Below are 23,471 nucleotides of genomic sequence, written 5' to 3'. Positions count from 1 at the left end.
AGAGCGCAGTCTCTCGCCCTCCTCCACGACTCTACGACGCCACGGCCTCCCGCGGCTTCGCCCCGACCGTCATAGCGAACCCCTCATAGTCCTTCGCGGCGACGTCGTTGCAGATCTGCCGGTAGACTCCGACGCCCCCGATATAGGGCATGAAAATCTGCGGCTTGCCGGGGATGTTGGCCCCCATGTACCAGGAATTGGCCTGCGGATAGAGCGTGCCGGCCGCCACCTCGTTGACATGCGCGACCCATTTGTCCTCGGCAGGATGCGTTGCCTCCATGACCTCGGCGCCGCGGTCGCGCATATAAGCGAGGCAATCGCTGATCCAGTCGACATGCTGCTCGATGGACACGATCATGTTTGACAGCACCGAGGGCGAGCCGGGACCGGTGACGATAAACAGGTTCGGGAAGCCCGCGCTCATCAGACCGAGATAGGTTCGCGGGCCTTCAGCCCATTTGTCGTTCAGCGTCTGGCCGCCGCGGCCGCGAATGTCGATCTTGGCGACCGAGCCGGTCATGGCATCGAAGCCGGTGGCGAGCACCAGCGCGTCCACCTCATAGTCCTTGCCGCCGGTGCGCACGGCATGCGGCAAGATCTGTTCGATGGGGTGAGCCTTGATATCGACCAGCTTCACATTGGGACGGTTGAAGGTCGCGTAATAGTCGGTGTCGACACAGATCCGTTTGGATCCGACCGGATGATCCTTCGGCTGCAGAAGTTTCGCCGTCTCCGGATCGCTGACGATCTCTGAAATCCTCTCGCGGATGAAATCGGCGGCCGTATCGTTGGCGCCCTGATCCAGTACCAGATTGTTGTAGACGCCCATGAAGGTAAGACCGCCAGAGGTCCAGCGCGCGTGATACTTCTTACGCCTTTCATGTTCCGGATCGTCGAGCGCACCACGGTCCGGAATCGGCTGCACGATGCCGTTCTTGAATTCCTCGCGGGCGCGACGGCGGATTTCCGGATAATTGTCGCGGAACGACTTTCGCTCGTCATCGGTGAGCGGCGCATTGCGCGCCGGCACGCTGAAATTGGCGGTGCGCTGGAACACATAAAGCTGGCTTGCCTGTTCAGCGATCAGCGGGATCGACTGGATTGCCGACGATCCGGTGCCGATGACGCCAACGCGCAGGCCGGTGAAATCGACCGGCTCATGCGGCCAGTTGCCGGTGTGATAGACCTTGCCCTTGAAGTCCTTCATGCCGCGGAATTCGGGGGTCCGCGCATTGGACAGACAACCTGTCGCGAGCACGACATGCTGCGCGATCGTGGTCCGCCCCTCGGAGGTCGTCACCGCCCATCGATTGGCGCGCTCGTCGAAGACTGCAGATTTGACGGTCGTGTTGAACTGAATGTCCTTCCGCAGGTCGTAGCGATCGGCGACATGGCCGGCATAGCGCAGAATCTCGGGCTGCGGCGCATAGCGCTCGCTCCAGTTCCATTCCTGCTGCAGTTCCTCATCGAACGAAAAGGAGTACTGCATGCTCTCGACATCACAGCGCGCGCCGGGATAGCGGTTCCAGTACCAGGTGCCGCCGACATCGCCGCCCTGTTCGAACACCTTCACGGTAAAGCCGAGGCCACGCAATTTGTGCAGCAGATAGAGCCCCGCGAACCCGGCGCCAACAACCACGACATCAATGTGCGCATTGTGATGTGAGACAGATTGCGGCTGTGCAGCGGCCATGCGTTCACTCCTGTATTCTTTGCTTTGCTTGTTACAGCCAGCATTTCCCGCATGACGCGAAAGCGCAAGCAGGAAATCGGGCATCGTTGCCGCGTATTTTGCCAGACGGAATGCCGCTCGCCCGCTTGGCATCGCCCTTCCCCATACGCTAGCGTTCATCACGAACCCGCCACATGAAGCGGGTCATGCGAGATTCAGGGAGACACGCCGATGAAGTCGCCGATCTGCGAGATGCTGGGCATCGAGTTTCCACTGCTCGCTTTCAGCCACTGCCGCGACGTGGTGGCTGCCGTCAGCCGAGCCGGAGGTTTTGGTGTCCTCGGTGCCACCGTGCATTCACCGGAGACGCTGGAGCAGGAACTGAAGTGGATCGACGATCATGTCGACGGCAAGCCCTATGGCATCGACGTGCTGATCCCGGAGAATATTTCCACCGCGGGCGAGAAGGATGTGACGTGGAAATCGCTGGAGAGCCGCATCACGCCGGCGCATCGTGATTTCACCAGGGGCCTGTTGAAGAAATATGGCATAGAGCTCAAACATACCGAGGTGCCGGCCAATCAGCCGCAACCTTTCGATGGCGAGACCGCACTACGTCTGCTCGACGTTTCGTTCAATCATCCGATCCGCTTGATCGCCAATGCGCTCGGCGTGCCGCCGAAGGCCATGATCGAGATGGGCAAGGCGCATGGCGTACCGGTGGCGGCATTGGTCGGCGCCAAGGAACATGCGATCCGCCAGGTCGCAGCCGGCGTGGATATTCTCGTCGCGCAAGGCACCGAGGCCGGCGGCCATTGCGGCGAGGTCTCGACCATGGTGCTGGTGCCGGAGGTGATCAAGGCGATCAAGCCGATGCGCGAGGTGCCCGTGCTGGCGGCCGGCGGCATCATGACCGGACGGCAGATGGCCGGTTGCATGGCGATGGGCGCGGCCGGCGTGTGGACGGGCTCGGTGTGGCTGGCGACGACGGAATCCGAAACCTCCGAAATCTTCCGCGAGAAGATGATTGCCGCCTCGTCGCGCGATGCAATCCGCTCCAGGGGTCGCACGGGCAAGCCCGCGCGGCAGTTACGCTCGGTCTGGACCGATGCCTGGGATCGCGGCGAGGATAGCCCAGGCGCACTCCCCATGCCGCTGCAAAGCCTGATCAGCCGCGACGCCTTCGCCTCTATCGACCGTTCGGCCGCGGCCGGCAATGCGCAGGCACGGGATCTGGTCAGCTATTTCGTTGGCCAGGGCGTCGGCCTGATTGACAGCGTCAAGTCGGCGGGCGCAGTTGTGCAAGAGTTCAAGGAGGATTTCGCAGAGGCCGCCGAGCATCTGACGATGTTGGTGAGCGAGTAAACAGCCTCATTGTGAGGAGCGCGCCCTTTGCGCGCGTCTCGAACTATGAGTGGCTTGGCCATCCTTCGAGACGCGGCGAAGTCGCCGCTCCTCAGGATGAGGTTCTGAGGATGTTGAAGGAAGTGAAACAAGAAAATGACCAATCAAGCTGAAGACCGCATTCCCGTCATCGTCGGCGTCGGCGAGTTCTCCGATCATCCGAAGGAGCTCACGGAGGGTCTCGAGCCGCTCGCACTGATGCTCGAGGCGCTGAAGCGCGCGGAGCAGGATTCCCGCGGCAAGCTGCTTGGCGATATCGACTCGCTCGACATCGTGAACTTCCTGAGCTGGCGCTACGCGGCGCCGGAGAAACAACTCAGCGAGAAGCTCGGCATCACGCCGAAGCACGCTTATTACGGCCCGGTCGGCGGCGAGAGCCCGATCCGCTATATCCATGAAGCCGCAAAGCGCATCGCGCGCGGCGAGTCCCAGGTGGCAGCAATCACCGGCGCGGAATCGCAGGGCACGGCCACCAAGGCCGAACGCGCCAAGGTTGGTCTACCCTGGACGCCATTCGCCAAGGATGCGCCGGAGCCGCTGCGCGGCGCCAACTACCAGAAGCCGATGGCAACGACGCTGGGCGTTGCCAAGCCTGTCACGGTCTATCCGTTCTATGAAGCCGCCTCTGCCGCGCATTGGGGCCAGACGCCGCGCGAGGCTCATCGCGAATCCGGCGAGCTCTGGTCACGCTATGCGGGTGTCGCTGCGACCAATCCCGAGGCGTGGATCAAGAAGGCTTACACACCGGAACAAATCACCACACCGACGCCCGACAACCGGCTGATCGCCTGGCCCTATACCAAGCTGATGGTCGCCAATCCGATGGTCAACCAGTCGGCGGCGATCCTCGTCACCAGCCTTGCGAAAGCGCGCGCCGCCGGCGTGCCCGAGGACCGCATGGTGCATATCTGGGGCGGTGCCTCGGCTGAAGAGCCGCGCGACTATCTCGATCGCGATCAGTATGTGGAAAGCCACGCGCAGAATGCCGTACTGAAAGCCGCGATGGATCTGGTGGGAGGCTCCGGCAAGAATTTCGGCGCCATCGAGCTCTATAGCTGCTTTCCCTGCGTGCCGAAGATGGCCCGCCGCACCCTCGGGCTTGGCGCCGACGTACAGCCGACGGTGACGGGCGGTCTCACCTTCTTTGGCGCACCACTCAATGACTACATGGCCCATGCCGCCTGCGCGATGGTGCGCAAGATCCGCGCCGGCACCAGGACGGGACTGCTCTACGCGCAAGGCGGCTTCGTCACCAAACACCACGCGCTGGTGGTGTCGAAGGATATGCCGAAGGAAGCGATCGCGCAGGACACCAATGTGCAGGCTGACGCCGATCGCAACCGCAAGCCCGTTCCAGCATATGTGACCGAGGCCTCGGGCAACGGTACTGTCGAAAGCTTCACGGTGATCTACGGCCGTGGCGGCGAGATCGAGCACGGCGTGGTGATCCTGCGCACCGCGGCCAATGAACGCGCGCTGGCGCGTGTGCCGGCGCAGGACAATGCGACGCTGGCGTTTCTGATGGATCAGGACAAGACGCCGGTGGGGACATCCGGCGCGATCAGCACAGCAGGTGATGGTGTGCTGGAATGGCGGGTGTAGAGAGGCGCTGAAGGGCCCCCACCCCGACCCTCCCCCGCAAGCGGGAGAGGGAGAAGAGATGGTATCCGCCCTACCCCTTCACTTCCTTCTTCTCCGTCTCCGCCGTCGGCTTGCCGCCCTTCGGCGCGCTGCCGCCGGTGATGCGGACCTTGTCGCCGTCGCTGAGGCCATCCGGCGGCGCAATGACGATGCGGTCGTCGGCGGCGATACCGGACGCGAGTTCGATATCACGGCCAAGGTCGCGGGCGATGGTCACGGTCTTGAACAGGATCTTGTCGTCCGGCCCAACGGTCGCGACTCGCAGGCCGTTCTTGTTGAAGATCAGCGCTGAGGCCGGCACATGCAGCGGCGCGGAATCGCGCGCGAGGCTCATCTTCACATTGGCATAACCGCCCGGCAGCAATTCCCCGTTGGTGTTGTCGAGCACGAGCTGCATGCGCGTGGCGCCCGATGCCACATCGACGGACTGCGACGAGGCTTCCACCGTGGCCGGGAATGTCTTGTTCGGATGATCGGGCACGCTGATGATGGCTTTGGCGCCTAACCTGATCGCCGGCACATAGCTCTGCGGCACGTCGACATAGACACGCAGCTTCTTGATATCAGACACCACGAACATCGCGGCGCCGGTGCCGGTGCCGCCCGAGATCAGCGCGCCGACGTCGGTGTTACGCTGGGTCACAACACCATCGAACGGCGCGGTGATCTTCTTGTAGCCGGCCAGCGCTTCCAGGCGCTCGACATTGGCCTGGCCGGAATTCACGGCAGCGCGTTTGTTGTTCAGATCGGCGGTGCGTTCGTCGATTTCCTGCGCTGAGACGAAATTCGACGCCACCAGCGTCTTGCGGCGGTTCAGTGTCGCTTCCGACAGTTTGGCGCTGGACTGTTGGCTAACGAGGTCAGCGCGGGCCTGCAGCAACTGCTGATCGAGGTCCGGGGCTTCAATCTCGGCGATCACCTGGCCGGATTTGACCTGTGCACCGATATCGGCGCTCCAGCTCTTCAGATAGCCCGAGACGCGGGCAAAAATCGGCGCGCGGTAATAGGCCTCGAGCCGGCCGGGCAGATCGAGCGTGGCGCTGAGCACACGTGCATCGGGCGGCGCCACGGCGACGCTGGGGATCGCCTGATCGTCGGTCCAGGCTTTCAGGTCGGTCTCGGTCTTGGCGCGGGCCATGATGCCGGTCACGACGATGGCACCGGCGGCGCACAGGCCAATCACTCCGACCAGGCCGAGCTTGCGGCGTGACACCGGGGGGGTCTGCTCAGTGGGCATGCAAAGTCTCCGAGGTAGCCACGTCAGCCGCAGGCTGATTTTCGGGCTGCTGTTTCTTGTGAACCATGCTGAACACCACCGGCACGAACATCAACGTGGCGATGGTAGCAAAAATCAGGCCGCCGATGACAGCGCGGCCAAGTGGCGCATTCTGCTCGCCGCCCTCGCCGAGCCCCAGCGCCATCGGCGCCATGCCGATGATCATGGCCAAAGCGGTCATGAGCACAGGCCGGAAGCGGACGAAACCGGCTTCGGATGCGGCCTTGATCGGATCGCCGAGGATGGCATAGCGCTCGCGGGCAAAGGAAATCACCAGCACCGAATTGGCCGTGGCGACGCCCATGCACATGATGGCGCCGGTCAGCGCCGGGACCGACAAAGTCGTCTGCGTCGTGAACAGCATCCAGACGATGCCGGCCAATGCTGCCGGCAGCGCGGTGATGATCACGAACGGATCGGACCAGGACTGGAAGTTCACGACGATCAGGAGATAGATCAGCACGATGGCGCCGAGCAGGCCGAACAACAGGCCCGCAAAGGCGCTGTTCATGGTCTGCACCTGACCGAGCAGCGCCACATTGCTGCCCTTCGGCACATCCGCCTTGGTTTCTTCCAGCACCTTGTAGATATCGTTGGACACGGAGCCGAGATCGCGGCCCTGCGTGGTGGCATAAATCTGCACCATGGACTGGATGTCATATTGCGACACCACGGCATTCGAGGTCGAGCGGTTGATGCTGGCAATGCCGCCAAGCATCGGCGAGTTGTTGCTGGCGTTCACTGCCGTGATCGGCAGCGTTTCCAGCGCGCCCAGCGAATCCAGCTTGTATTGCGGCGTCTGCATCACGATCGAATAGGACACGCCGTTATCGGGATTGAGATAATAGGTCGGCGCCACCTGCGACGAACCGGCGAGATTGACCACGAGGCTGTTGGTGACGTCGCGTTCGGTCAGACCGACATATTGCGCACGGGTGCGATCCACATCGATGTTGAAGCCGGGATTGTTCGGCGACTGCTGGATGCGCGCATCGGCAATGCCCGGAATGCGACGGATCTTGCCGAGCAACTTGTTGGCATATTCAAAATTCGCAGCGAGATTCGCGCCCCGTATCTGCAGATCGATCGGTGCCGGCGCGCCGAAATTCAGGATCTGGCTGACGATGTCGGCAGGCAGAAATGCAAAGCTGACGCCTGGAAACTGCCGCGGCAGTTGCTCGCGCAGTTGCCGCACATATTCCTCGGTCGGTCTGTGGTCATCCTTCAACTTGATCTGGAAGTCGCCATCCTGCGGACCGATTACGCCGGTGTTGTTATAGGTCAGATTGATGCCGGAGACGGGCATGCCGATATTGTCGGTCATGGTCTCGATCTGGTCCGGCGGAATGATCTGGCGCACCGCCTTGGTGATATCTGCGAACTGGTTGGCGGTTTCCTCGATGCGGGTACCGACCTGAGCACGGACATGCATCAGGATGGCGCCACCGTCGACCGACGGGAAGAAGTTGCGGCCAAGGAACGGCACCAGCAGGAACGACACGGCGACGACGCCAAGGAAACCGATCACAAAAACGGGACGCCGCGCCAGCGCCATGTCCAGCAGGCCATGATAGCCGCCGCGGATACGCTCGAAGCCGGCCTCGAAGCCACGCTGGAAGCGCACCAGCGGATTACTGGTCGGCGGCTTCTCGCCCTCATGATGGACATGCGGCTGCAGCAGATACTTGGCCATGGTCGGCACCAGCGTGCGCGACAGCAGGAACGACCAGACCATCGCGAACATCACCGCTTCCGCCATCGGCACGAACAGGAAGCGCGCAATGCCATTGAGGAAGAACATCGGCACGAAGACGATACAGATACAGAGAAGCGATACGAAAGCCGGCGTCACGATCTGCGCCGCACCGTCCATGATAGCGGTCTCGACGTCCTTGCCCTGCTCCAGATGGTAATTGATGTTCTCGATGGTCACCGTGGCGTCATCGACGAGAATGCCGACGGCGAGCGCCAGACCGCCCAGCGTCATGATATTCAGCGTTTCGCCGATCATTGACAGCATGATGATGGCGCCGAGCACCGCGAGCGGGATCGACACCGCAATGATGACCGTGGAACGCCAGCTGCCGAGGAACAGCAGGATCATGACCGAGGTCAGCAATGCCGCGATGACGCCTTCGACGGCCACGCCCTTGATGGCGCCGCGCACGAAACCGGACTGGTCGCCGATATAGCTGATCTTCAACGCATCCGGCAGCGCGGAGCGATAGTCGATCACCTTCTGCTTGATGCCGGAAATGATATCGAGCGTGGAGACCGAACCGGCCTTCAGCACCTGCATCAGCACGGAACGATTGCCGTCCACATGCACGATATTGGTCTGTGGTGGATTGCCGTCGCGCACGGTGGCGACGTCATCCACATAGACCATGGCGCCGTTGACGCTCTTGATTGGCAACCGGCCGAGCTCTTCGATCTTGAGCGGCGAGTTGTTGAGATTGATCGTGTATTCAAACTCGCCGATCTTCTGCGTACCGACCGGCGTGATCAGGTTCTGCGCCGCCAGCGCATTGGCGACGTCCTGCCCCGATAGACCGCGCGCCTGCAGCGCGCCGGAATTGAGGTCGATCTGGATCTGGCGCTGCTTGCCACCGAACGGATACGGAATCGCGGCACCAGGCACGGTGACCAGCGGCGTACGGAGCTGGTTGATGCCGATATCGGCGAGGTTCTGTTCCGTGAGACCGTCACCCGAAAGAGCAACGTTGATGATCGGAACCGTCGAGGCCGAGTAGTTCAGAATCAGCGGCGGCGTGGCGCCCGGCGGCAACTGCTTGATCAGCGTCTGCGAGATCGCGGTGACCTGCGCATTGGCGGTGCGGATGTCGACATTGGGCTGGAAGAAGATCTTGATGATGCCAAAGCCGGCATAGGAATTCGCCGTGATGTGCTCGATATCATTGACCGTGGTGGTCAGTGCGCGCTGGAACGGCGTGGTGATACGGCCGGACATCTGGTCGGGCGGGAGGCCCGTATATTGCCAGACCACGCCGATGACGGGGATGCGGATATCAGGGAAAATATCGGTTGGCGTGCGAAGCGCGGCCAGCGGCCCCACAATCAGCAGCAGCAGGGCCAGCACCACAAAGGTGTAAGGCCGGGTCAGGGCGATGCGCACCAACGAAATCATGAACGGGCAGTCCTCGATACATTGACGAGAGGGGCACAGCGGAGGACCCGCCTGCACACGGTCGAATTCACCTGTTTAGAGACATCGCCCGTATTCGATGGGGGAGCCGCGCCGGCATAAGCCTATCGGCTCGGTCCATGAATGAACGGGCAATCCTCTTTGCATGAAGGGCTGCGAACGAGCGGTTTCCGCGCCTGCTCACATCAGCAGATTTAGCCGAACTGCAACAAAATAGCCAACGCACGGTGCCTCACGGCCCTTCACTTCGGCGGTATTGTTAATTGTTTCCGCGCCGCCGTGGCGTCCACACAACAGTTTCAGGCTTTAAAAGGCGTAGGTGCGGCTCACGCACCCAAGGTGTCACGCACTGGTCAAGATGAACTATCTGTAATGCGCGCGACACCAGCAGCGCCTTGCCTATTCTGGCAGCCTGTCGCCCCGGGATTGGGCGGCGGGCATCAGGCCATCAGGCCAAGCGCGTTGGCGAAGAAATCCGCCCCCCCGAAATTGCCGGACTTGAGCGCCAGCAACATCTCGCGCTCCGCCGCACCGACCGCGCGCAATACCGGCACACCGGGAGCGATTTCCGCACCGACCAGGAAGCCCGGAATGCCCAGCCGATCGACAACGGCGCCAGAGGTCTCGCCGCCGGCCACGACGAGCCGTTGCACGCCGGCCCGGACCAGGCCTTCAGCGAGATCGGCCATCGCCTGCTCGATGGCATGCCCCGCTGCATCGCGGCCATGGCGCTTTTGCAACGCCGTCACCTGATCCGGCGTCGAACTGCTGGCGATCAGGACCGGGCCGTTGCCCAGCCGCTCCTTCGCCCAACCAAGGGCGCGCTGCACTTCAGCGCCGCCGGCCATCACCTGCTCGGGATCGAGATGCAGCACCGGCATCACCTGTTCGGCACGCGCTATCTGCTGCAGCGTCGCCTGCGAGCAACTGCCGGCCAGACAGGCTGCAGCGCCGCCCACAGGCGTGTCCTTGATCGAGGTGGCCGCATTCGCCTTGACGCGCCCCGACGCGACCAACGCGCGCGCCAGACCGAGCCCCATGCCGGACGCACCGACCGAGACTCGATGGCCGAGAGCAACCACTCCGATGGTTTCCAGATCGCTGGCAAACACGGCGTCGATGATCGCCGCGCCAAAACCATTCTCCGACAGTCCGTCGAGATGCGTGCGCACCACGTCGGCACCGCAGGCGACAACGCCGAGATCGACCAGCCCGATATTGGTCGCGCTTTGCCGCGCCAGCACCCGCACGAGATTGGAGTCATGCATCGGATTGAGCGGATGGTCCTTCAGCGGGCTCTCGTTCAGCGGTACGGCACCGACGAACAGATTGCCCTGATAAACCGTGCGACCGGTCTCCGGAAATGCCGGCGTCACCAGCACGATGTTGTCGCCGGAATCGATGCGCAGCGCATCCATCACCGGACCGATATTGCCCTTGTCGGTGGAATCGAACGTCGAGCAGATCTTGAACAGCACATGATCTGCGCCGCGGCTACGCATCCATTTCTCGGCGGCGCGCGATTTCTCGACTGCTGCGCGTGCCGCGATCGAGCGGCTTTTCAGCGAAACAACAACGGCGTCGACCTCCGGCAGCTGCAGATCATCGGCGGGAATGCCGATTGTCTGCACGGTCCTCAGACCGCAGCGGGTGAGCGTGTTGGCGAGGTCGGACGCACCCGTATAGTCGTCAGCAATGCAGCCCAGCGCCAGCGTCATGCGCGCACTCCAGCATAGGGCTTGAACCAGCCGAGGCCGGCAACGGTGTCACCCGCAGGGCGATATTCGCAGCCGACGTAATTGTCGTAACCGAGACGGTCGAGCTCATCGAACAGGAACGGATAGTTCAACTCCTCGCCGGACGGCTCGTTGCGCGACGGCACGCTGGCGATCTGGATGTGCCCGATCCACGGCAGCATCTCACGCAGGCGCATGGTGACGTCGCCGTGAATGATCTGGCAGTGATAGATATCGAATTGCAGCCCTAGATTGGGGATTTTCATGTCGGCGATGATGTCGCGCGCGAACATGAAGTCGTTGAGAAAGTAGCCGGGCACGTCGCGCGGATTGATCGGCTCGATCACCACATCGATGCCGTGTTCACCGAGAAAATTGGCGGCCCATTCGACGGATTTGCGGAAGGCTGCCACGGCCTTCGGATCGCGGCGATCCGCAAGGCCCGCCATCATGTGTAGGCGACGGACATTGGTGGCCAGAGCATAAGGCAGTGCCGTGTGAATACTCTGCCTGAGGTCATCGAACTTGTCGGGACGCGCGGCAAAGCCCTTTTCGCCCGCGTTCCAGTCACCCGGCGGGAGATTGAACAACACCTGCTTGAGCGCGTTGCGTTCCAGCCGCTCTGCGATCGCTTCCGGCGGATGCTCATAGGGAAACAGGAATTCCACCGCCGTGAAGCCGGCCCTGGCCGCGGCATCGAAGCGATCGAGGAACGCGTGCTCGTTGAACATCATGCTGAGATTGGCGGCGAAGCGGGGCATCGATCGTCCTCTTGTTTTTAGTTCGGCTCGCCCGGCAGCTTGGTGCCGGTGACCTTCGCATACATCCGCGCCACGGACGCATCGTCATCGCGGCCCATGCCGGAGGCCGATGTCATCAGGAACATCTGCAGCGCCGCCGCGGAGACCGGCACGGGAAATTTCGCCGTACGCGCCATATCCTGGATGATACCGAGATCCTTGACAAAAATATCGACCGCGCTCCGCGGCGTATAATCGCCGTCGAGCACATGCGGCATGCGGTTCTCGAACATCCAGGAATTGCCGGCGGAGGCGGTGATCACCTCATAGACCTTACGGATGTCGAGACCCTGCTTCGCCGCAAAGGCTATCGCCTCCGAGGCCGCGGCGATATGCACACCGGCCAGCAACTGATTGATCATCTTGAAAGCGGCGCCCTGCCCGGCGGCATCACCGAGTTCGTAGAGCTTGGCGGCCATCGCATCGAGCGCCGGCCGCGCTCCGGCAAAGGCGGCCTCGCTCCCGGAGGCGAGAATGGTGAGTTCACCTTGCGCTGCGCGCTGTGCTCCGCCGGAGATCGGCGCATCGAGATAATGTCGGCCGGTGGCTTCGAGATCCCCAGCGAGACGGCGCGCGACATCGGGATCCATGGTGGCGGACGAGACGAATACCGCGCCTTTCGGCAGGGTTTCGGCAACGCCATTCGTCCCGAACAGGATGGTCGCCGTCTGCGCGGCATTGACGACGACGCTGACGACGATATCCGCGCCTTGCGCGGCACCCGCCGGCGTATCCGCGCCCTGCCCTCCGTCAGCCACGAAGCGTTTCACCGCATCCGCCGAGACGTCGCAACCGGTCACCGTGAAGCCGGCCTTCTTGAGCGACAGGGCCATGCCGTAGCCCATCGATCCCAAACCGATAACGGCGACACGTGGTCTCTCAGAACTTGGTTTTTCAGATGCAGGTGACATGCGGCAATTCCCTGGGGTCCTCGATGGCCAGCTTGAGGCGGCCTTGCTTCTCGGTAACACGGCTTGGCCATCATGCCAAAGCATGGGAAAAGCATCACGAGATAACGCCAAGAAAGTACCGAGGACATCCGGTGACTGACACAAAGCTGCGTGAAGAGATTTGCCGGCTCGGCCGCTCGCTGTTCGACCGCGGGCTGACGCCGGGCTCATCCGGCAATATCAGTGTGCGCTGCGATGACGGCGGCTGGCTGGTGAGCCCGACCAATGCGTCACTGGGCTCGCTCGATCCGGCCAGACTGTCGCGGCTCGACAGCAACGGTCGCCTCATCTCCGGCGATGCGCCGACCAAGGAGGTTCCGCTGCATACGGCGCTGTATGAGACCCGCAACGCCGCCCGCGCCGTGGTGCATCTGCATTCAACCCATTCGGTGGCGGTGTCCATGCTGCCGGAGATCGACCCGCGCGCCGCGCTGCCGCCGATGACACCCTATTACCTGATGAAGTGCGGCGCGACCGCGCTGGTGCCGTATTATCGGCCGGGCGACCCGGCGGTCGCCGATGCCATCAAGGGCCTCGCCGGCAAATATTCATCGGTTCTGCTGGCCAATCACGGGCCAGTTGTCTCAGGAGACACGCTGGAAGCGGCGGTCTATGCCATCGAGGAACTGGAAGAGACTGCGAAGCTCTACCTGCTGCTGCGCGGGCTGAATCCACGGCATCTTACGCCCGCGCAGGTGAAGGATCTGGTGGCGACATTCGGGCTGGCGCTGCCGGAGCATGGACACGATCATTAATCGTGTCCTGACTTACAGCCCCAGATACGCCTTGCGCACATCGGGATTGGTCGCGATCTCCGAGGCCTTGCCCTGCATCTGGACGCGGCCGGTCTGCAGGATATAGGCGCGGTCGGCGATTTCCAGCACTTCGGCCATGCGCTGCTCGACGATCAGCACGGTCATGCCGGTGTTGCGGATCTTGACGACAGCCTGGAAGATTTCGTCGACTAGTTTCGGCATGATGCCCTGCGAGGGCTCATCGAGCATCAGCAGCCGCGGCCGGGTCATCAACGCGCGACCGATGGCCAGCATCTGCTGCTCACCGCCGGACAGCGTCTCGGCGCGCTGCTCGAGCCGCTCCGACAGCCGCGGGAACAGTTCGAATACCAGATTCAACGGTTGGTCGCGGTCGGCCTTACCGCGATACATGTAGCTGCCGAGGCGGAGATTATCCTCCACCGACAGCCGCGGGAACAGCCGGCGGTTTTCCGGAACATAAGCAATGCCGCGCGCGGTGATGAGATGCTGCGCGATGCCGTTGATCTGTTCGCCGTCGAAGGTGACGGTGCCCGAACGCGGACGTTCCGCGCCGGCGATGGTCTTGATCAGCGTCGACTTGCCGGCGCCATTGGCGCCGCAGACCGCGACGATCTCGCCCTTGGCCACATCGATGGTGACGTCCGAAATGGCGACCAGCCCCTGATAGGCGGTGGTGGCTTCACGCACCGACAGCATGACGATCCCCGAGATAAGCGCTGATGACTTCCGGATGCCGCACGACATCGGTGGGTTTGCCCTCGACAAGCTTCTTGCCGAGATTGAGCACGATGGCGCGGTCGACCAGCGGCATCACGATTTCCATGACATGTTCGACCATCAGCACGGTAACGCCGGTGTCGCGGACCTTGCGCACCAACGCCACCCCGGACTGAGCCTCCAGCGGCGTGAGGCCAGTGAGACACTCGTCAAGCATCAGGAGCTTGGGCTCGGTGGCCAGCGCACGCGCGACTTCGAGGCGGCGTTTCTCCGACGGAATGAGATCGCGGGCGAGCTTGTCGGCTCGCGGCGCGAGGCCACAGAACTCAAGCACCTCATGCGCCTTGCGGCGGGCATCGCGCATCTTGTCGTTGCGGATCAGTGCGCCGACGATGACGTTGTCGATAACAGTCATGGTCTCGAAGCTCTTCACCACCTGGAACGTGCGCGCGATGCCGAGCGCGCAGCGCTCGGCTGCCGGGAGCCGCGTGACGTCCTTGCCGTCGAACCAGATCGTGCCCTGGGTCGGCGGCAGGACACCGGCGATCAGGTTGAACAGCGTCGACTTGCCGGCGCCGTTCGGGCCGATCAGGCCGACGATCTCGCCGGCGCCGACCGAGATCGAAACATCGCTATTGGCGATCAGGCCGCCGAAGCGCTGCCAGACACCACGGGTTTCAAGCAGAGGCGCACTCATTGCGGCACTCCCTTCGGGGCCGGGCGCCGCGAGAACAGGCCGAGCAGACCATCCGGCCGTGCCAACGAGATCACCACGATCACCGCACCGTACAGAATGAGATCGACGCCGCGGCCGGAGCCGCCGATGAAGGAGCGCGTCAGTTCGGTCATCGGGATCAGGATGACCGCGCCAAGCACGGGTCCCCACAGCGTGCCGATACCGCCGAGCACCGCCGGCAGCGCCATCAGCAACGAGAACTGGAAGGTCATGACGCTTTCAGGATCGATATAGGAGACGAACTGCGCATAGAACGCGCCGCCGATTGCGGTGAGGAAGGCCGAGACGGCCGCCGCGCCCATCTTGGAATTGAACACCACGACGCCGAGGCTTTCAGCGGCATCGGGATTGTCCTTCACCGCGCGCCACCAGTACCCCCATTTGGAGTCTTCCAGCCACCAGGTGATCAGCCAGGCGACACAGCAGAACACCCAAGCGAAATAATAGAACGGCAGCTTGCTACGGGTGAACTGGAACTTGGCCCAGCTATCGCCGCGCACGGGAATGTCGATGCCCAGCGCCGCGCCTGCATAATCCCAGTTGTGGAACAGCAGGAAGCCGATTTCGGCAATCACGATGGTGGCGATGACGAAGTAGTGGCCGCGCAGGCGGAAGGTCGGATAGCCCAGCGCCAATGCGATCAGCGCAGAGAGAACGCCACCGCCGAGCATGCCGAACCAGGGCAGCACGCCGAACTTGGTGAACAGCAATGCCGTCGTATAGGCGCCAAGGCCGAAATACAGCGCATGGCCGAGCGATATCTGGCCGCAATAGCCGCCCAGGATATTCCAGGCCTGCGACAGTGCCGCATACATCAAGGTCAGCACCATGATGTTCTGGACATAGACGTCCTTGACGAAGAACGGCACGCAGGCGGCGATGGCCGCAAGCACGGCGGCGAGGATGAGGTCGCGGCGGCGACGCTGGGTGAAGCTGTCCATCAGATCGATCCGAACAGGCCGCGCGGCCGGACAAAGACAACGAGAAGATAGACGGCGTAGATGCCGACCGATTTGAGCGACGGCGGCAGGATCATCGCCGTGGTCGCCTCGACCAGACCGACGATGATGCCGCCCGCGAACGCGCCGAACACGCTACCGAAGCCGCCGAGCGCCACGGTCACGTAAGCAATCAATGCGAAGGACGCTCCGACATCGGGATAGACATAGAAGAAGATCGCCATCACGCCGCCGGCGAGACCGATCAGCGCGGAGCCAAGGCCCCAGCCCAGCGCGAACACCTTGTTCTTGTCGATGCCGACCAGCGCCACCGCGCCGGCATCTTCGCGGGTCGCTTCCAGCGCGCGGCCGAAGTCGGTCTTCTTCATGAAGAAGTAGAGCGCGCCGAAGGCCAGGATCGAGATCAGCGCGCCGACCAGCTGCGGGACCGGCAGGAACACGCCGAAGATCGAGATCGTCTTGCCGCCGAGGAACGAGGCCGGGATGCTGCGATAATCCGGGGTGAAAAAGAACTGCGCGAGACCGCGCATCAGGATCGCGAGACCGAAGGTCGCAAAAATCTGCACCATGCCGATATTGGCCTTGGCCCGCATCGCAAACCGTATGACGACGAGATAGATGACTGCGCCGAATACGAACATGCCTGCGGCGACAATCGGAATCGACAGCAGCGGGTCGACTGCCCAGAACATGAACAGAAAGAAGGTGAGGTACATCGCCAGCATCAGGAATTCGCCATGGGCGAAGTTGGTGACGTCCATTAACCCGAAGATCAGCGCGAGGCCGACCGCGAGCAGGCCGTAAAGCAGCCCCATCAGCAATCCGCTGGCAAGGCTCTGGATGATGGTCGCGGCGGTCAAAGGCTTCCCCTTCTCAAGTCGGCAAAACGCGGCGGTGAGGCTATGCGCAGACCCATTCTTCGGAATGTATGGGTCCCCGCTTTCGCGGGGACGACACCGAGTATGCGGCCGCCTTACGGCATCGGCCAGATCGCATCCGCCACCGCGGCCTGCGGCGGGAAGATGGTGACGAACTTGCCGCCATTATATTGCAGCAGTACCGGATCGGCGTTGTTGTTCTGTCCCATCTCGTCGAACTTGACTTTCGCCCACGGCATGATCGTGCTTTCACCCGGCATGTCGGTGGCGACCAGCGCTTCGCGGATCTTTTCGCCATCGGTGGACTTGGCGCGGTTGATGGCGTCAGCCATCACGATCAGACCCATGAACTGGCGCGACGAGTAGTCGTTGAAGTCCTTGCCGGACTTTTCCTTGAACATATCGTTGATCTTGCCAACCATCGGACGCTTGACGGCGAGATCGAGCGAGAACGAGCCGCGCGAGATCACGCCCGGAATCTTGTCACCGACCGCGTCATACAGTGCCTTCTCGGAGAAGCCTGCGTCCTGGGCGACGATGTTCTTGGCCTTGTAGCCGAGTTCGCCCATGGTCTTGATGAGCAGGATGCCATCGGTGGTGTAGCTCGACGGCATCAGCACGTCGGCATTGGCGGCCTTGAGCTGCTGCACTTCGGCGGTGAGCGACGGCGAATTGGCGCGATACTTGATGTCGGCGACGATCTTGTAACCGCGATCGGCAGCGAGCTTGAGCTGCGCATTGGCCGAGTCGGTGCCGAAGATGGTGTCTTCATGGAACAGCGCCAGCGTTTCGATCTTCTGGCCCTTCTTCTTCAGCGCATCGAAGAAGTCGAACATGGCAGTCGAGAACATCTCGTCATGCGGCGCGGCGCGGAAGTAATACTTCAAACCACGGCGATGCAGGCTCGGCGACGAGTTGTCGGCAGACAGGAACGGGATCTGGTAGCGTTCGCAGATCTGGCTGACGGTGACCGCGACGGCGCTCTGATAGGTGCCGACGATGGCCGAGACTTTCTCCTGCGTGATGAGGCGCTCGGCTTCGGCGCGGCCCTTCTGCGGATCGGCCTGATGGTCGGCGAAAACGAGACGCACCTTCGCCCCGCCGAGACCGGTAAAGCCTTCGCCCTTTGCCATCGGCAGTGCGAAATCGTAGTCCTTGTTGATGATGTCGGCAGCAGTTTCAAAGGCCTTCTGCGCATCGACGCCGATCTGCGCGCTGGCGCCGGACAGCGGATAGATCACGCCGATCACGACTTCCTTGACCTGCGCGCGCGCAGGCTTGGCAAGAGGCAACAGCGCGGCAGAAGCGGCGCCTCCGAGCAATACGTTTCGGCGAGAAATCGTCATGTCTTTGTCCTTTGTGACCGGCGGCTATCGATGAAACTAATCAAGGTTACGGTAAAGCCCGAAAGATCGGCAAGCTGCTTCTTATAAAACAGCCAAATGCTTATTCTTGAGGTCAGTAACGAGCATCACGCCCGGTGCATGTGTAATTGCGAACGGTACACGCGCTGCAGCAATGATAGCCTGAGGCGTGACGCCGCAAGCCCAGAACACCGGGATCTCGTCGTCGTTGATACGCACGGCATCACCGTAATCAGGCTTGTTGATATCCTTGATGCCGATCGACTGCGGCAAACCCAGATGGACTGGCGCACCATGCACTGCGGGAAAACGCGAGGTGATCTGGACGGCGCGGATCGCATCAGCCGGCTTCAGCGGTCGCATCGACACCACCATCGGCCCGGCGAACGGGCCTGCGGATTTGCAGGCGATGTTGGTGCGATACATCGGCACCAGCACGTCCTGCTCGATGTGGCGGATCGGCAGGTCGTCGGCCATCATCGCTTCTTCGAACGAATACGAACATCCGATGACGAAAGATACGAGATCGTCGCGCCAGTATTTCGTCACCTCGTAAGGGCGATCGATCGCCTCGCCGTCCTTCCAGACCACATATTGAGGAATGTCAGTGCGGATATCGAGATCGAGACCGAGCGCAGGAATACTGGGACTGCCCACATCCGACATACCGATGATCGGACACGGCTTCGGATTGAGCTGGCAGAAGCGATGGAAGGCCGCGGCCTGGGCTTCTGGCAGGATAACGAGGTTACCTTGGACATAACCGGGGGCGACGCCGGCGGTGCTGCCATATTTGCCGGCCCTGTAAGCGCGGCGGGCCGCGGCGCTTGGCAAATCCGACGATCGATTGTCACTTTGCTGCGGTGCCGAAGAAATAGCCATCATACCACCCTGCCTAATTCTGCCTCGACACGCACTGAAACTCAGGGCTAGTATAATGTCTAATCGTTGTTTTTAATCAACATGCATAAATTCTACTTATCGAAAGCCGGATCGCATCCATGGCGGACTTCAAGGCGCTGGAGACCTTTCTCTGGGTGGTCAATCTCGGCAGCTTCCGCGGGGCCGCCCAGAAGCTCAACACCACCCAGCCGGCGATCTCCCAACGTATCGCGCAACTTGAACATGAGATGGGGGTGCGGCTTCTGCAGCGCGATCGTCGCATAGCGTCGCCCACCCCGTCAGGCCGCCAGATGCTGGTCTATGCCGAGAAGCTGATCGGACTCCGCTCGGAAATGATGGCGGCAGTCGGCGATCGCTCCGCGATGCGCGGCGTGTTGCGGCTCGGCGTCGCCGAAACGATCGTGCACACCTGGCTGTCGAAGCTGATCAAGAGCGTCAACGAGGCCTATCCCAACCTGTCGCTTGAGATCGAGGTCGACATCACGCCGAACCTGCGCGCGCGGCTGCTGGCGCAGGAGATCGAACTCGCATTCCTGATCGGCTCGGTTGCGGCATCGAACGCCCAGAACAGGGTGCTGTGCGACTATGAGGTCGGCTTTCTCGCCAGCCCGGCACTCGGCCTCAGCGGCAAGACGCTGACCGTGCACGATCTCGCCAAGCATCCCATCATCACCTTCCCGCGCAAGACGCAGCCTTACGAGATCGTGCGCTCGCTGTTCAATCTGCCGGAACTCCCGCCGATCCGCCTGCATGCCAGCGCCTCGCTCGCCACGGTCATCCATATGGCGATCGAAGGCCTCGGCATTGCCGTGATCCCCACCGCCATCGTGCAGAACGAACTGGCCGACGGACGCCTGCAACTCCTCACCACCAACCTGCAGATGCAGCCGCTGACTTTTGCGGCCAGCTGGCTCAGTTCGCCGGACACGGTCGCCATCGAACTCGTCGCCGGGCTTGCCGCGAAGCTGGCGCAAGAGAGCGCCTTGCAGGGCCGCCATTTGGTTGACGTTGCGGCATCGCCGCGTCATTGAAAAGAAGCCTCCTCAACGCGAACTTCTCGGGACAGACCGCATGACCAAGCTTGGCGACAACCTCAAAATCAATTCCGCGCGGCTCTGGGACACGATCAACGAGACAGCGAAATTCGGCGGCACACCGAAAGGCGGCGTGCGACGCCTGACGCTCGGGCCTGAAGACAAGCTGGTGCGCAACTGGTTTCGCAAGGCCTGCGAAGACGCCGGCCTGGAGGTGCATGTCGATGCGCTCGGATCGATGTTCGCGCTGCGCAAGGGCCGCGACATGTCGAAGGCGCCGATCGGCATCGGCTCGCATCTCGATACCCAGCCGACCGGCGGCAAGTTCGACGGCATTCTGGGCGTGCTCGGCGCGCTCGAAGTGGTCCGCACGCTGAACGATGCCGGCATCGAGACCGACGCGCCGATCTGCATCGCCAACTGGACCAATGAAGAAGGCTCGCGCTTCGCGCCGGCGATGATGGCGTCTGCCGCCTATGTCGGCGACTTCACCACCGACGATATTCTATCGCGCAAGGACATCGCGGGCGTCACCGTTGGCGAAGCGCTCGACGAGATTGGCTATCGCGGCGATGTCCCCGTCGGCACACAAAAGTTCTCCGGCTTTGTCGAATTGCACATCGAACAGGGACCGATCCTCGAAGCCGAAAGCAAGACCATCGGCGTGGTCGAAGCCGGTCAGGGCGTGTTGTGGTTCGACGGCAAGATCACCGGCTTCGAAAGCCATGCCGGCTCGACGCCGATGCCGCTGCGCAAGGATGCGCTGGCGACCTTGTCCGAGATCGTGCTGGCCACCGAGCGCGTGGTCACCGACGTCGGCGCCCTCGGCACCATCGGCGAGGCCGTGATCGCCAATCCCTCGCGCAATGTGATTCCTGGCGAGATTGGTTTTACCATGGATCTGCGCAGCGCCGATGAAGGCAAACTCGACGCCATCGAGAAGGGCGTGCGCGAAGCGATCGCAACCATCGCCGCGAAGCGCAAGGTCGAGGTCGCCTTCGACAAGGTCTGGCACAAGCCGCCGACGCACTTCAACAAGGACTTCGTCAACGCCGTCGAAAGCGCTGCGGAATCCCTGGGCTACTCGCATCGCCGCATCACATCCGGCGCCGGCCACGATGCCTGCAACCTCAACAACATCATGCCGACGGCGATGGTGTTCATTCCGAGCAAGGACGGCATCAGCCACAACGAGCTGGAAAGCTCCACCCAGGACGATTGCGCCGCCGGCGCCAATGTCCTGATGCATACGGTGCTGGCGCTCGCCGGCGTTTCGTCGAAGTAATCAGGGAACATGACAATGCGCGGCGTATTCGTCGATGCCAGCGAAGAACTGGCAAATATCCTGGAGCGGCTCACGCAGCCGGGCGACATCGCGATCAAGATCAATCGCGACGAGGACATCAAGTCCACAGACCTGCCGAAGGTGCTGGACGGTGCCGAGATCGCCATCGTCGATCACACCTATGTGCCGACCGATGTGGCCAGGCAATGCACCGGCCTGAAGCATATCGTATTTCTCGGCACCGGCGCGCGCAGCTACATGCATATCGAAGAGCTCGCTGAACTCGGGATCGAGGTGCATTTGATCCGCGGTTATGGCGACACCGCTGTCGCCGAATGCGCCATCGCGCATATGTGGGCGGCCGCGCGCGGCCTTGCCCAGCAGGACCGTGAAATGCGGGCCGGCAACTGGCTGCGCGATGAAGGCATGGAACTGACCGGCAAGACCATCGGCCTGATCGGCTTCGGCGGCATCGCTGCGGAAGTCGCGCGCATCACGCTCGGCTCGGGCATGAAGGTGCTGGCGTGGAACAGATCGCCGAAGAGCTATCCCGGCGTCGAATTCGCCGACATGGAAACGGTGTTGGCGAAGAGCGATGTGGTCTCGATCCATCTGCTGCTGAACGACGAAACCCGCGGCATGATCACGCGCGAACGCATCGCGCAGATGAAGAAGGGCGCGATCCTCGTCAACACCGCGCGCGGCGCGGTGGTCGACGAAGCGGCGATGATCGATGCGCTGAGGTCAGGCCATCTGCGCCATGCCGGTCTCGACGTTTTCGAGATCGAGCCGCTGCCGGCAGCCCATGTGCTGACGACGATCCCCAACGTGACGCTGTCGGCGCATTCCGCATTCCGGACGCCGGAGGCCAGCATTAATCTGATCGCCGCGGCGTGGAAGCATTGCCGGCGGATTGCAGGTTAAGCGCTACGAACTCCCAAAATGAAAATGCCCGGCACAAAGCCGGGCATTTTTTTGCACATCAGTGACTACAGCTTATTCGATCATCTCCGCGACAGCCTTGCCGCACGCGCCCGTATCGGCCTGACCGCCGAGATCGCGTGTGCGCAGCGTGCGTTCCCCGAGCGTGCGCTCGATCGCCTTGACGATGGAATCCGCAGCCTGCTTCTCGCCGAGATGCTCGAGCATCATCGCGCCCGACCAGATCATGCCGATCGGGTTAGCGATGCCCTGCCCGGCGATATCCGGCGCCGAACCGTGCACCGGCTCGAACACCGACGGGAAATCGCCGGTCGGATTGATATTGCCCGACGGCGCGATGCCGATGGTGCCGGTGCAGGCCGGACCGAGATCGGACAGGATATCGCCGAACAGGTTGGACGCCACCACGACGTCGAACCAGTCCGGATGCATCACGAAATTCGCGGTGAGAATGTCGATGTGATACTGGTCCCACTTCACGTCGGGGTAGTTTTGACCCATCGCCTTCACGCGTTCGTCCCAATAGGGCATCGTGATCGCGATGCCGTTGGACTTGGTCGCGGAGGTCAGGTGCTTCTTCGGCCGCGACTGCGCGAGGTCGAACGCAAATTTCAGGATGCGATCGACGCCGGTGCGAGTCATCACCGTCTGCTGGGTGACGAATTCACGGTCGGTGTCCGGGAACATGCGGCCGCCGACGGATGAATACTCGCCCTCGGTATTCTCGCGCACCACCCAGAAATCAATATCGCCGGGCTTGCGGCCGACCAGCGGACAGGGCACGCCGGGCATCAGCCGCACCGGACGCAGGTTGACGTATTGATCGAACTCGCGCCGGAACTTGATCAGCGAGCCCCACAACGAAATGTGATCCGGAATCTTCGCCGGCAGGCCGACGGCGCCAAAATAGATCGCATCGTGCTTGCCGATCTGCGCCTTCCAGTCGTCCGGCATCATCTGGCCGTGCTTCTCGTAATAGTCGTAGGACGAGAAGTCGTAATGATCGAAATGCACCTTCACGCGGTGCTTCTTCGCCGCCGCTTCCAGAACGCGCAGGCCTTCCGGCATCACTTCCTTGCCGATGCCGTCGCCGGGGATGACTGCGATCCGATATTCTTTTTGTGCGCTCACGAGCAGGTTTCCTTCGCCAGTAATTTCAGGCCCAGATGTGGACCAATCCCGGCCTGCGATCAACGCTGCACTGCAATGTTGACCGGTTTCGCCGCAGGAGC

Annotated in this window: 19 protein-coding genes; 6 read left to right on the top strand and 13 right to left on the bottom strand. The window is 62.2% G+C overall.

Annotated elements, in window-relative coordinates; translation table 11 throughout:
* Positions 1-31: 31 nt before the first annotated feature.
* Positions 32-1,693 carry a flavin-containing monooxygenase gene (locus ACEK02_RS11545; protein WP_371421845.1) on the bottom strand — a complete coding sequence of 554 codons (1,662 nt, stop codon included), beginning with the start codon at positions 1,691-1,693 and terminating at the stop codon, positions 32-34.
* Positions 1,694-1,903: 210 nt separating this feature from the next.
* On the opposite strand from ACEK02_RS11545, the gene ACEK02_RS11540 reads away from it, so the two are divergent.
* Both ACEK02_RS11540 and ACEK02_RS11535 read left to right on the top strand, forming a co-directional pair.
* Positions 1,904-3,037 carry a nitronate monooxygenase gene (locus tag ACEK02_RS11540; protein WP_371421844.1) on the top strand — a complete coding sequence of 378 codons (1,134 nt, stop codon included), beginning with the start codon at positions 1,904-1,906 and terminating at the stop codon, positions 3,035-3,037.
* 135 nt (positions 3,038-3,172) lie between these two features.
* Positions 3,173-4,678, top strand: coding sequence for an acetyl-CoA acetyltransferase (locus ACEK02_RS11535; protein WP_371421843.1), 1,506 nt, complete (start codon positions 3,173-3,175; stop codon positions 4,676-4,678).
* A gap of 70 nt (positions 4,679-4,748) precedes the next feature.
* Here ACEK02_RS11535 and ACEK02_RS11530 read toward each other — a convergent pair whose 3' ends face one another.
* The 5 genes from ACEK02_RS11530 to ltnD all read right to left on the bottom strand — a co-directional run bounded on the left by ACEK02_RS11530 (position 4,749) and on the right by ltnD (position 12,606).
* A complete protein-coding gene (locus tag ACEK02_RS11530) occupies positions 4,749-5,954 on the bottom strand; it encodes an efflux RND transporter periplasmic adaptor subunit (protein WP_371421842.1) in 1,206 nt (401 codons plus the stop codon).
* Positions 5,944-9,141, bottom strand: coding sequence for an efflux RND transporter permease subunit (locus ACEK02_RS11525; protein ID WP_371421841.1), 3,198 nt, complete (start codon positions 9,139-9,141; stop codon positions 5,944-5,946). The genes ACEK02_RS11530 and ACEK02_RS11525 overlap by 11 nt, the downstream gene beginning before the upstream one ends.
* 458 nt (positions 9,142-9,599) lie before the next feature.
* Positions 9,600-10,877: a 3-oxo-tetronate kinase gene (gene otnK, locus ACEK02_RS11520; RefSeq protein ID WP_371421840.1), complete on the bottom strand. Its 1,278-nt coding sequence runs from the start codon at positions 10,875-10,877 to the stop codon at positions 9,600-9,602.
* Entirely contained in the window at positions 10,874-11,656 is a 783-nt protein-coding gene (otnI, locus tag ACEK02_RS11515) for a 2-oxo-tetronate isomerase (protein WP_371421839.1), read from the bottom strand. The genes otnK and otnI overlap by 4 nt, the downstream gene beginning before the upstream one ends.
* 17 nt (positions 11,657-11,673) lie before the next feature.
* Positions 11,674-12,606 (bottom strand): L-threonate dehydrogenase, encoded by a 933-nt coding sequence (ltnD, locus tag ACEK02_RS11510; protein WP_371421838.1) that lies wholly within the window; start codon positions 12,604-12,606, stop codon positions 11,674-11,676.
* Between the two features lie 131 nt (positions 12,607-12,737).
* On the opposite strand from ltnD, the gene ACEK02_RS11505 reads away from it, so the two are divergent.
* Positions 12,738-13,400: an aldolase gene (locus ACEK02_RS11505; protein ID WP_371421837.1), complete on the top strand. Its 663-nt coding sequence runs from the start codon at positions 12,738-12,740 to the stop codon at positions 13,398-13,400.
* A 12-nt stretch (positions 13,401-13,412) separates the two neighbouring features.
* Here ACEK02_RS11505 and ACEK02_RS11500 read toward each other — a convergent pair whose 3' ends face one another.
* The 6 genes from ACEK02_RS11500 to ACEK02_RS11475 all read right to left on the bottom strand — a co-directional run bounded on the left by ACEK02_RS11500 (position 13,413) and on the right by ACEK02_RS11475 (position 18,957).
* Positions 13,413-14,117 carry an ABC transporter ATP-binding protein gene (locus ACEK02_RS11500; RefSeq protein ID WP_371421836.1) on the bottom strand — a complete coding sequence of 235 codons (705 nt, stop codon included), beginning with the start codon at positions 14,115-14,117 and terminating at the stop codon, positions 13,413-13,415.
* Positions 14,101-14,835, bottom strand: coding sequence for an ABC transporter ATP-binding protein (locus tag ACEK02_RS11495; protein WP_371421835.1), 735 nt, complete (start codon positions 14,833-14,835; stop codon positions 14,101-14,103). The genes ACEK02_RS11500 and ACEK02_RS11495 overlap by 17 nt, the downstream gene beginning before the upstream one ends.
* Positions 14,832-15,815, bottom strand: coding sequence for a branched-chain amino acid ABC transporter permease (locus ACEK02_RS11490; protein ID WP_371421834.1), 984 nt, complete (start codon positions 15,813-15,815; stop codon positions 14,832-14,834). The genes ACEK02_RS11495 and ACEK02_RS11490 overlap by 4 nt, the downstream gene beginning before the upstream one ends.
* Positions 15,815-16,648, bottom strand: a complete 834-nt coding sequence (locus ACEK02_RS11485; RefSeq protein ID WP_371421901.1) for a branched-chain amino acid ABC transporter permease — start codon at positions 16,646-16,648, stop codon at positions 15,815-15,817. Before ACEK02_RS11485 ends, ACEK02_RS11490 begins: the two co-directional genes overlap by 1 nt.
* Before the next feature lie 158 nt (positions 16,649-16,806).
* Positions 16,807-18,057, bottom strand: coding sequence for an ABC transporter substrate-binding protein (locus ACEK02_RS11480; RefSeq protein WP_371421833.1), 1,251 nt, complete (start codon positions 18,055-18,057; stop codon positions 16,807-16,809).
* 81 nt (positions 18,058-18,138) lie between these two features.
* Entirely contained in the window at positions 18,139-18,957 is an 819-nt protein-coding gene (locus ACEK02_RS11475) for a putative hydro-lyase (protein ID WP_371421832.1), read from the bottom strand.
* A 119-nt stretch (positions 18,958-19,076) separates the two neighbouring features.
* On the opposite strand from ACEK02_RS11475, the gene ACEK02_RS11470 reads away from it, so the two are divergent.
* The 3 genes from ACEK02_RS11470 to ACEK02_RS11460 are packed head-to-tail and all read left to right on the top strand — an operon-like array spanning position 19,077 to position 22,221.
* A complete protein-coding gene (locus tag ACEK02_RS11470) occupies positions 19,077-20,009 on the top strand; it encodes a LysR family transcriptional regulator (protein WP_371421831.1) in 933 nt (310 codons plus the stop codon).
* 40 nt (positions 20,010-20,049) lie between these two features.
* On the top strand, positions 20,050-21,297 hold the full coding sequence (locus ACEK02_RS11465) for a Zn-dependent hydrolase (RefSeq protein ID WP_371421830.1): 1,248 nt from the start codon (positions 20,050-20,052) through the stop codon (positions 21,295-21,297).
* Positions 21,298-21,312: 15 nt separating this feature from the next.
* Positions 21,313-22,221 (top strand): NAD(P)-dependent oxidoreductase, encoded by a 909-nt coding sequence (locus ACEK02_RS11460; protein ID WP_371421829.1) that lies wholly within the window; start codon positions 21,313-21,315, stop codon positions 22,219-22,221.
* A gap of 72 nt (positions 22,222-22,293) precedes the next feature.
* Here ACEK02_RS11460 and ACEK02_RS11455 read toward each other — a convergent pair whose 3' ends face one another.
* Positions 22,294-23,370: a tartrate dehydrogenase gene (locus ACEK02_RS11455; RefSeq protein WP_371421828.1), complete on the bottom strand. Its 1,077-nt coding sequence runs from the start codon at positions 23,368-23,370 to the stop codon at positions 22,294-22,296.
* Between the last annotated feature and the right edge of the window lie 101 nt (positions 23,371-23,471).

The organism is Tardiphaga sp. (genome assembly GCF_041424195.1).
In the GTDB taxonomy this organism is placed as follows: Bacteria; Pseudomonadota; Alphaproteobacteria; order Rhizobiales; family Xanthobacteraceae; genus Tardiphaga.
Note: the sequence above shows the minus strand (reverse complement) of the source record. Positions and strands in the feature narration are given on the sequence as shown.

Excerpts from the sequence above, each read along its gene's own strand:
- ACEK02_RS11465 (WP_371421830.1), top strand. The coding sequence starts at position 20,050 with ATGACCAAGCTTGGCGACAACCTCAAAATCAATTCCGCGCGGCTCTGG.
- ACEK02_RS11495 (WP_371421835.1), bottom strand. The coding sequence starts at position 14,835 with ATGAGTGCGCCTCTGCTTGAAACCCGTGGTGTCTGGCAGCGCTTCGGC.
- ACEK02_RS11460 (WP_371421829.1), top strand. The coding sequence starts at position 21,313 with ATGCGCGGCGTATTCGTCGATGCCAGCGAAGAACTGGCAAATATCCTG.
- ACEK02_RS11540 (WP_371421844.1), top strand. The coding sequence starts at position 1,904 with ATGAAGTCGCCGATCTGCGAGATGCTGGGCATCGAGTTTCCACTGCTC.
- ltnD (WP_371421838.1), bottom strand. The coding sequence starts at position 12,606 with ATGTCACCTGCATCTGAAAAACCAAGTTCTGAGAGACCACGTGTCGCC.
- ACEK02_RS11535 (WP_371421843.1), top strand. The coding sequence starts at position 3,173 with ATGACCAATCAAGCTGAAGACCGCATTCCCGTCATCGTCGGCGTCGGC.
- ACEK02_RS11530 (WP_371421842.1), bottom strand. The coding sequence starts at position 5,954 with ATGCCCACTGAGCAGACCCCCCCGGTGTCACGCCGCAAGCTCGGCCTG.
- ACEK02_RS11490 (WP_371421834.1), bottom strand. The coding sequence starts at position 15,815 with ATGGACAGCTTCACCCAGCGTCGCCGCCGCGACCTCATCCTCGCCGCC.
- otnI (WP_371421839.1), bottom strand. The coding sequence starts at position 11,656 with ATGCCCCGCTTCGCCGCCAATCTCAGCATGATGTTCAACGAGCACGCG.
- ACEK02_RS11500 (WP_371421836.1), bottom strand. The coding sequence starts at position 14,117 with ATGCTGTCGGTGCGTGAAGCCACCACCGCCTATCAGGGGCTGGTCGCC.
- ACEK02_RS11475 (WP_371421832.1), bottom strand. The coding sequence starts at position 18,957 with ATGGCTATTTCTTCGGCACCGCAGCAAAGTGACAATCGATCGTCGGAT.
- ACEK02_RS11480 (WP_371421833.1), bottom strand. The coding sequence starts at position 18,057 with ATGACGATTTCTCGCCGAAACGTATTGCTCGGAGGCGCCGCTTCTGCC.
- ACEK02_RS11470 (WP_371421831.1), top strand. The coding sequence starts at position 19,077 with ATGGCGGACTTCAAGGCGCTGGAGACCTTTCTCTGGGTGGTCAATCTC.
- otnK (WP_371421840.1), bottom strand. The coding sequence starts at position 10,877 with ATGACGCTGGCGCTGGGCTGCATTGCTGACGACTATACGGGTGCGTCC.
- ACEK02_RS11545 (WP_371421845.1), bottom strand. The coding sequence starts at position 1,693 with ATGGCCGCTGCACAGCCGCAATCTGTCTCACATCACAATGCGCACATT.
- ACEK02_RS11485 (WP_371421901.1), bottom strand. The coding sequence starts at position 16,648 with ATGGGGCTGCTTTACGGCCTGCTCGCGGTCGGCCTCGCGCTGATCTTC.
- ACEK02_RS11525 (WP_371421841.1), bottom strand. The coding sequence starts at position 9,141 with ATGATTTCGTTGGTGCGCATCGCCCTGACCCGGCCTTACACCTTTGTG.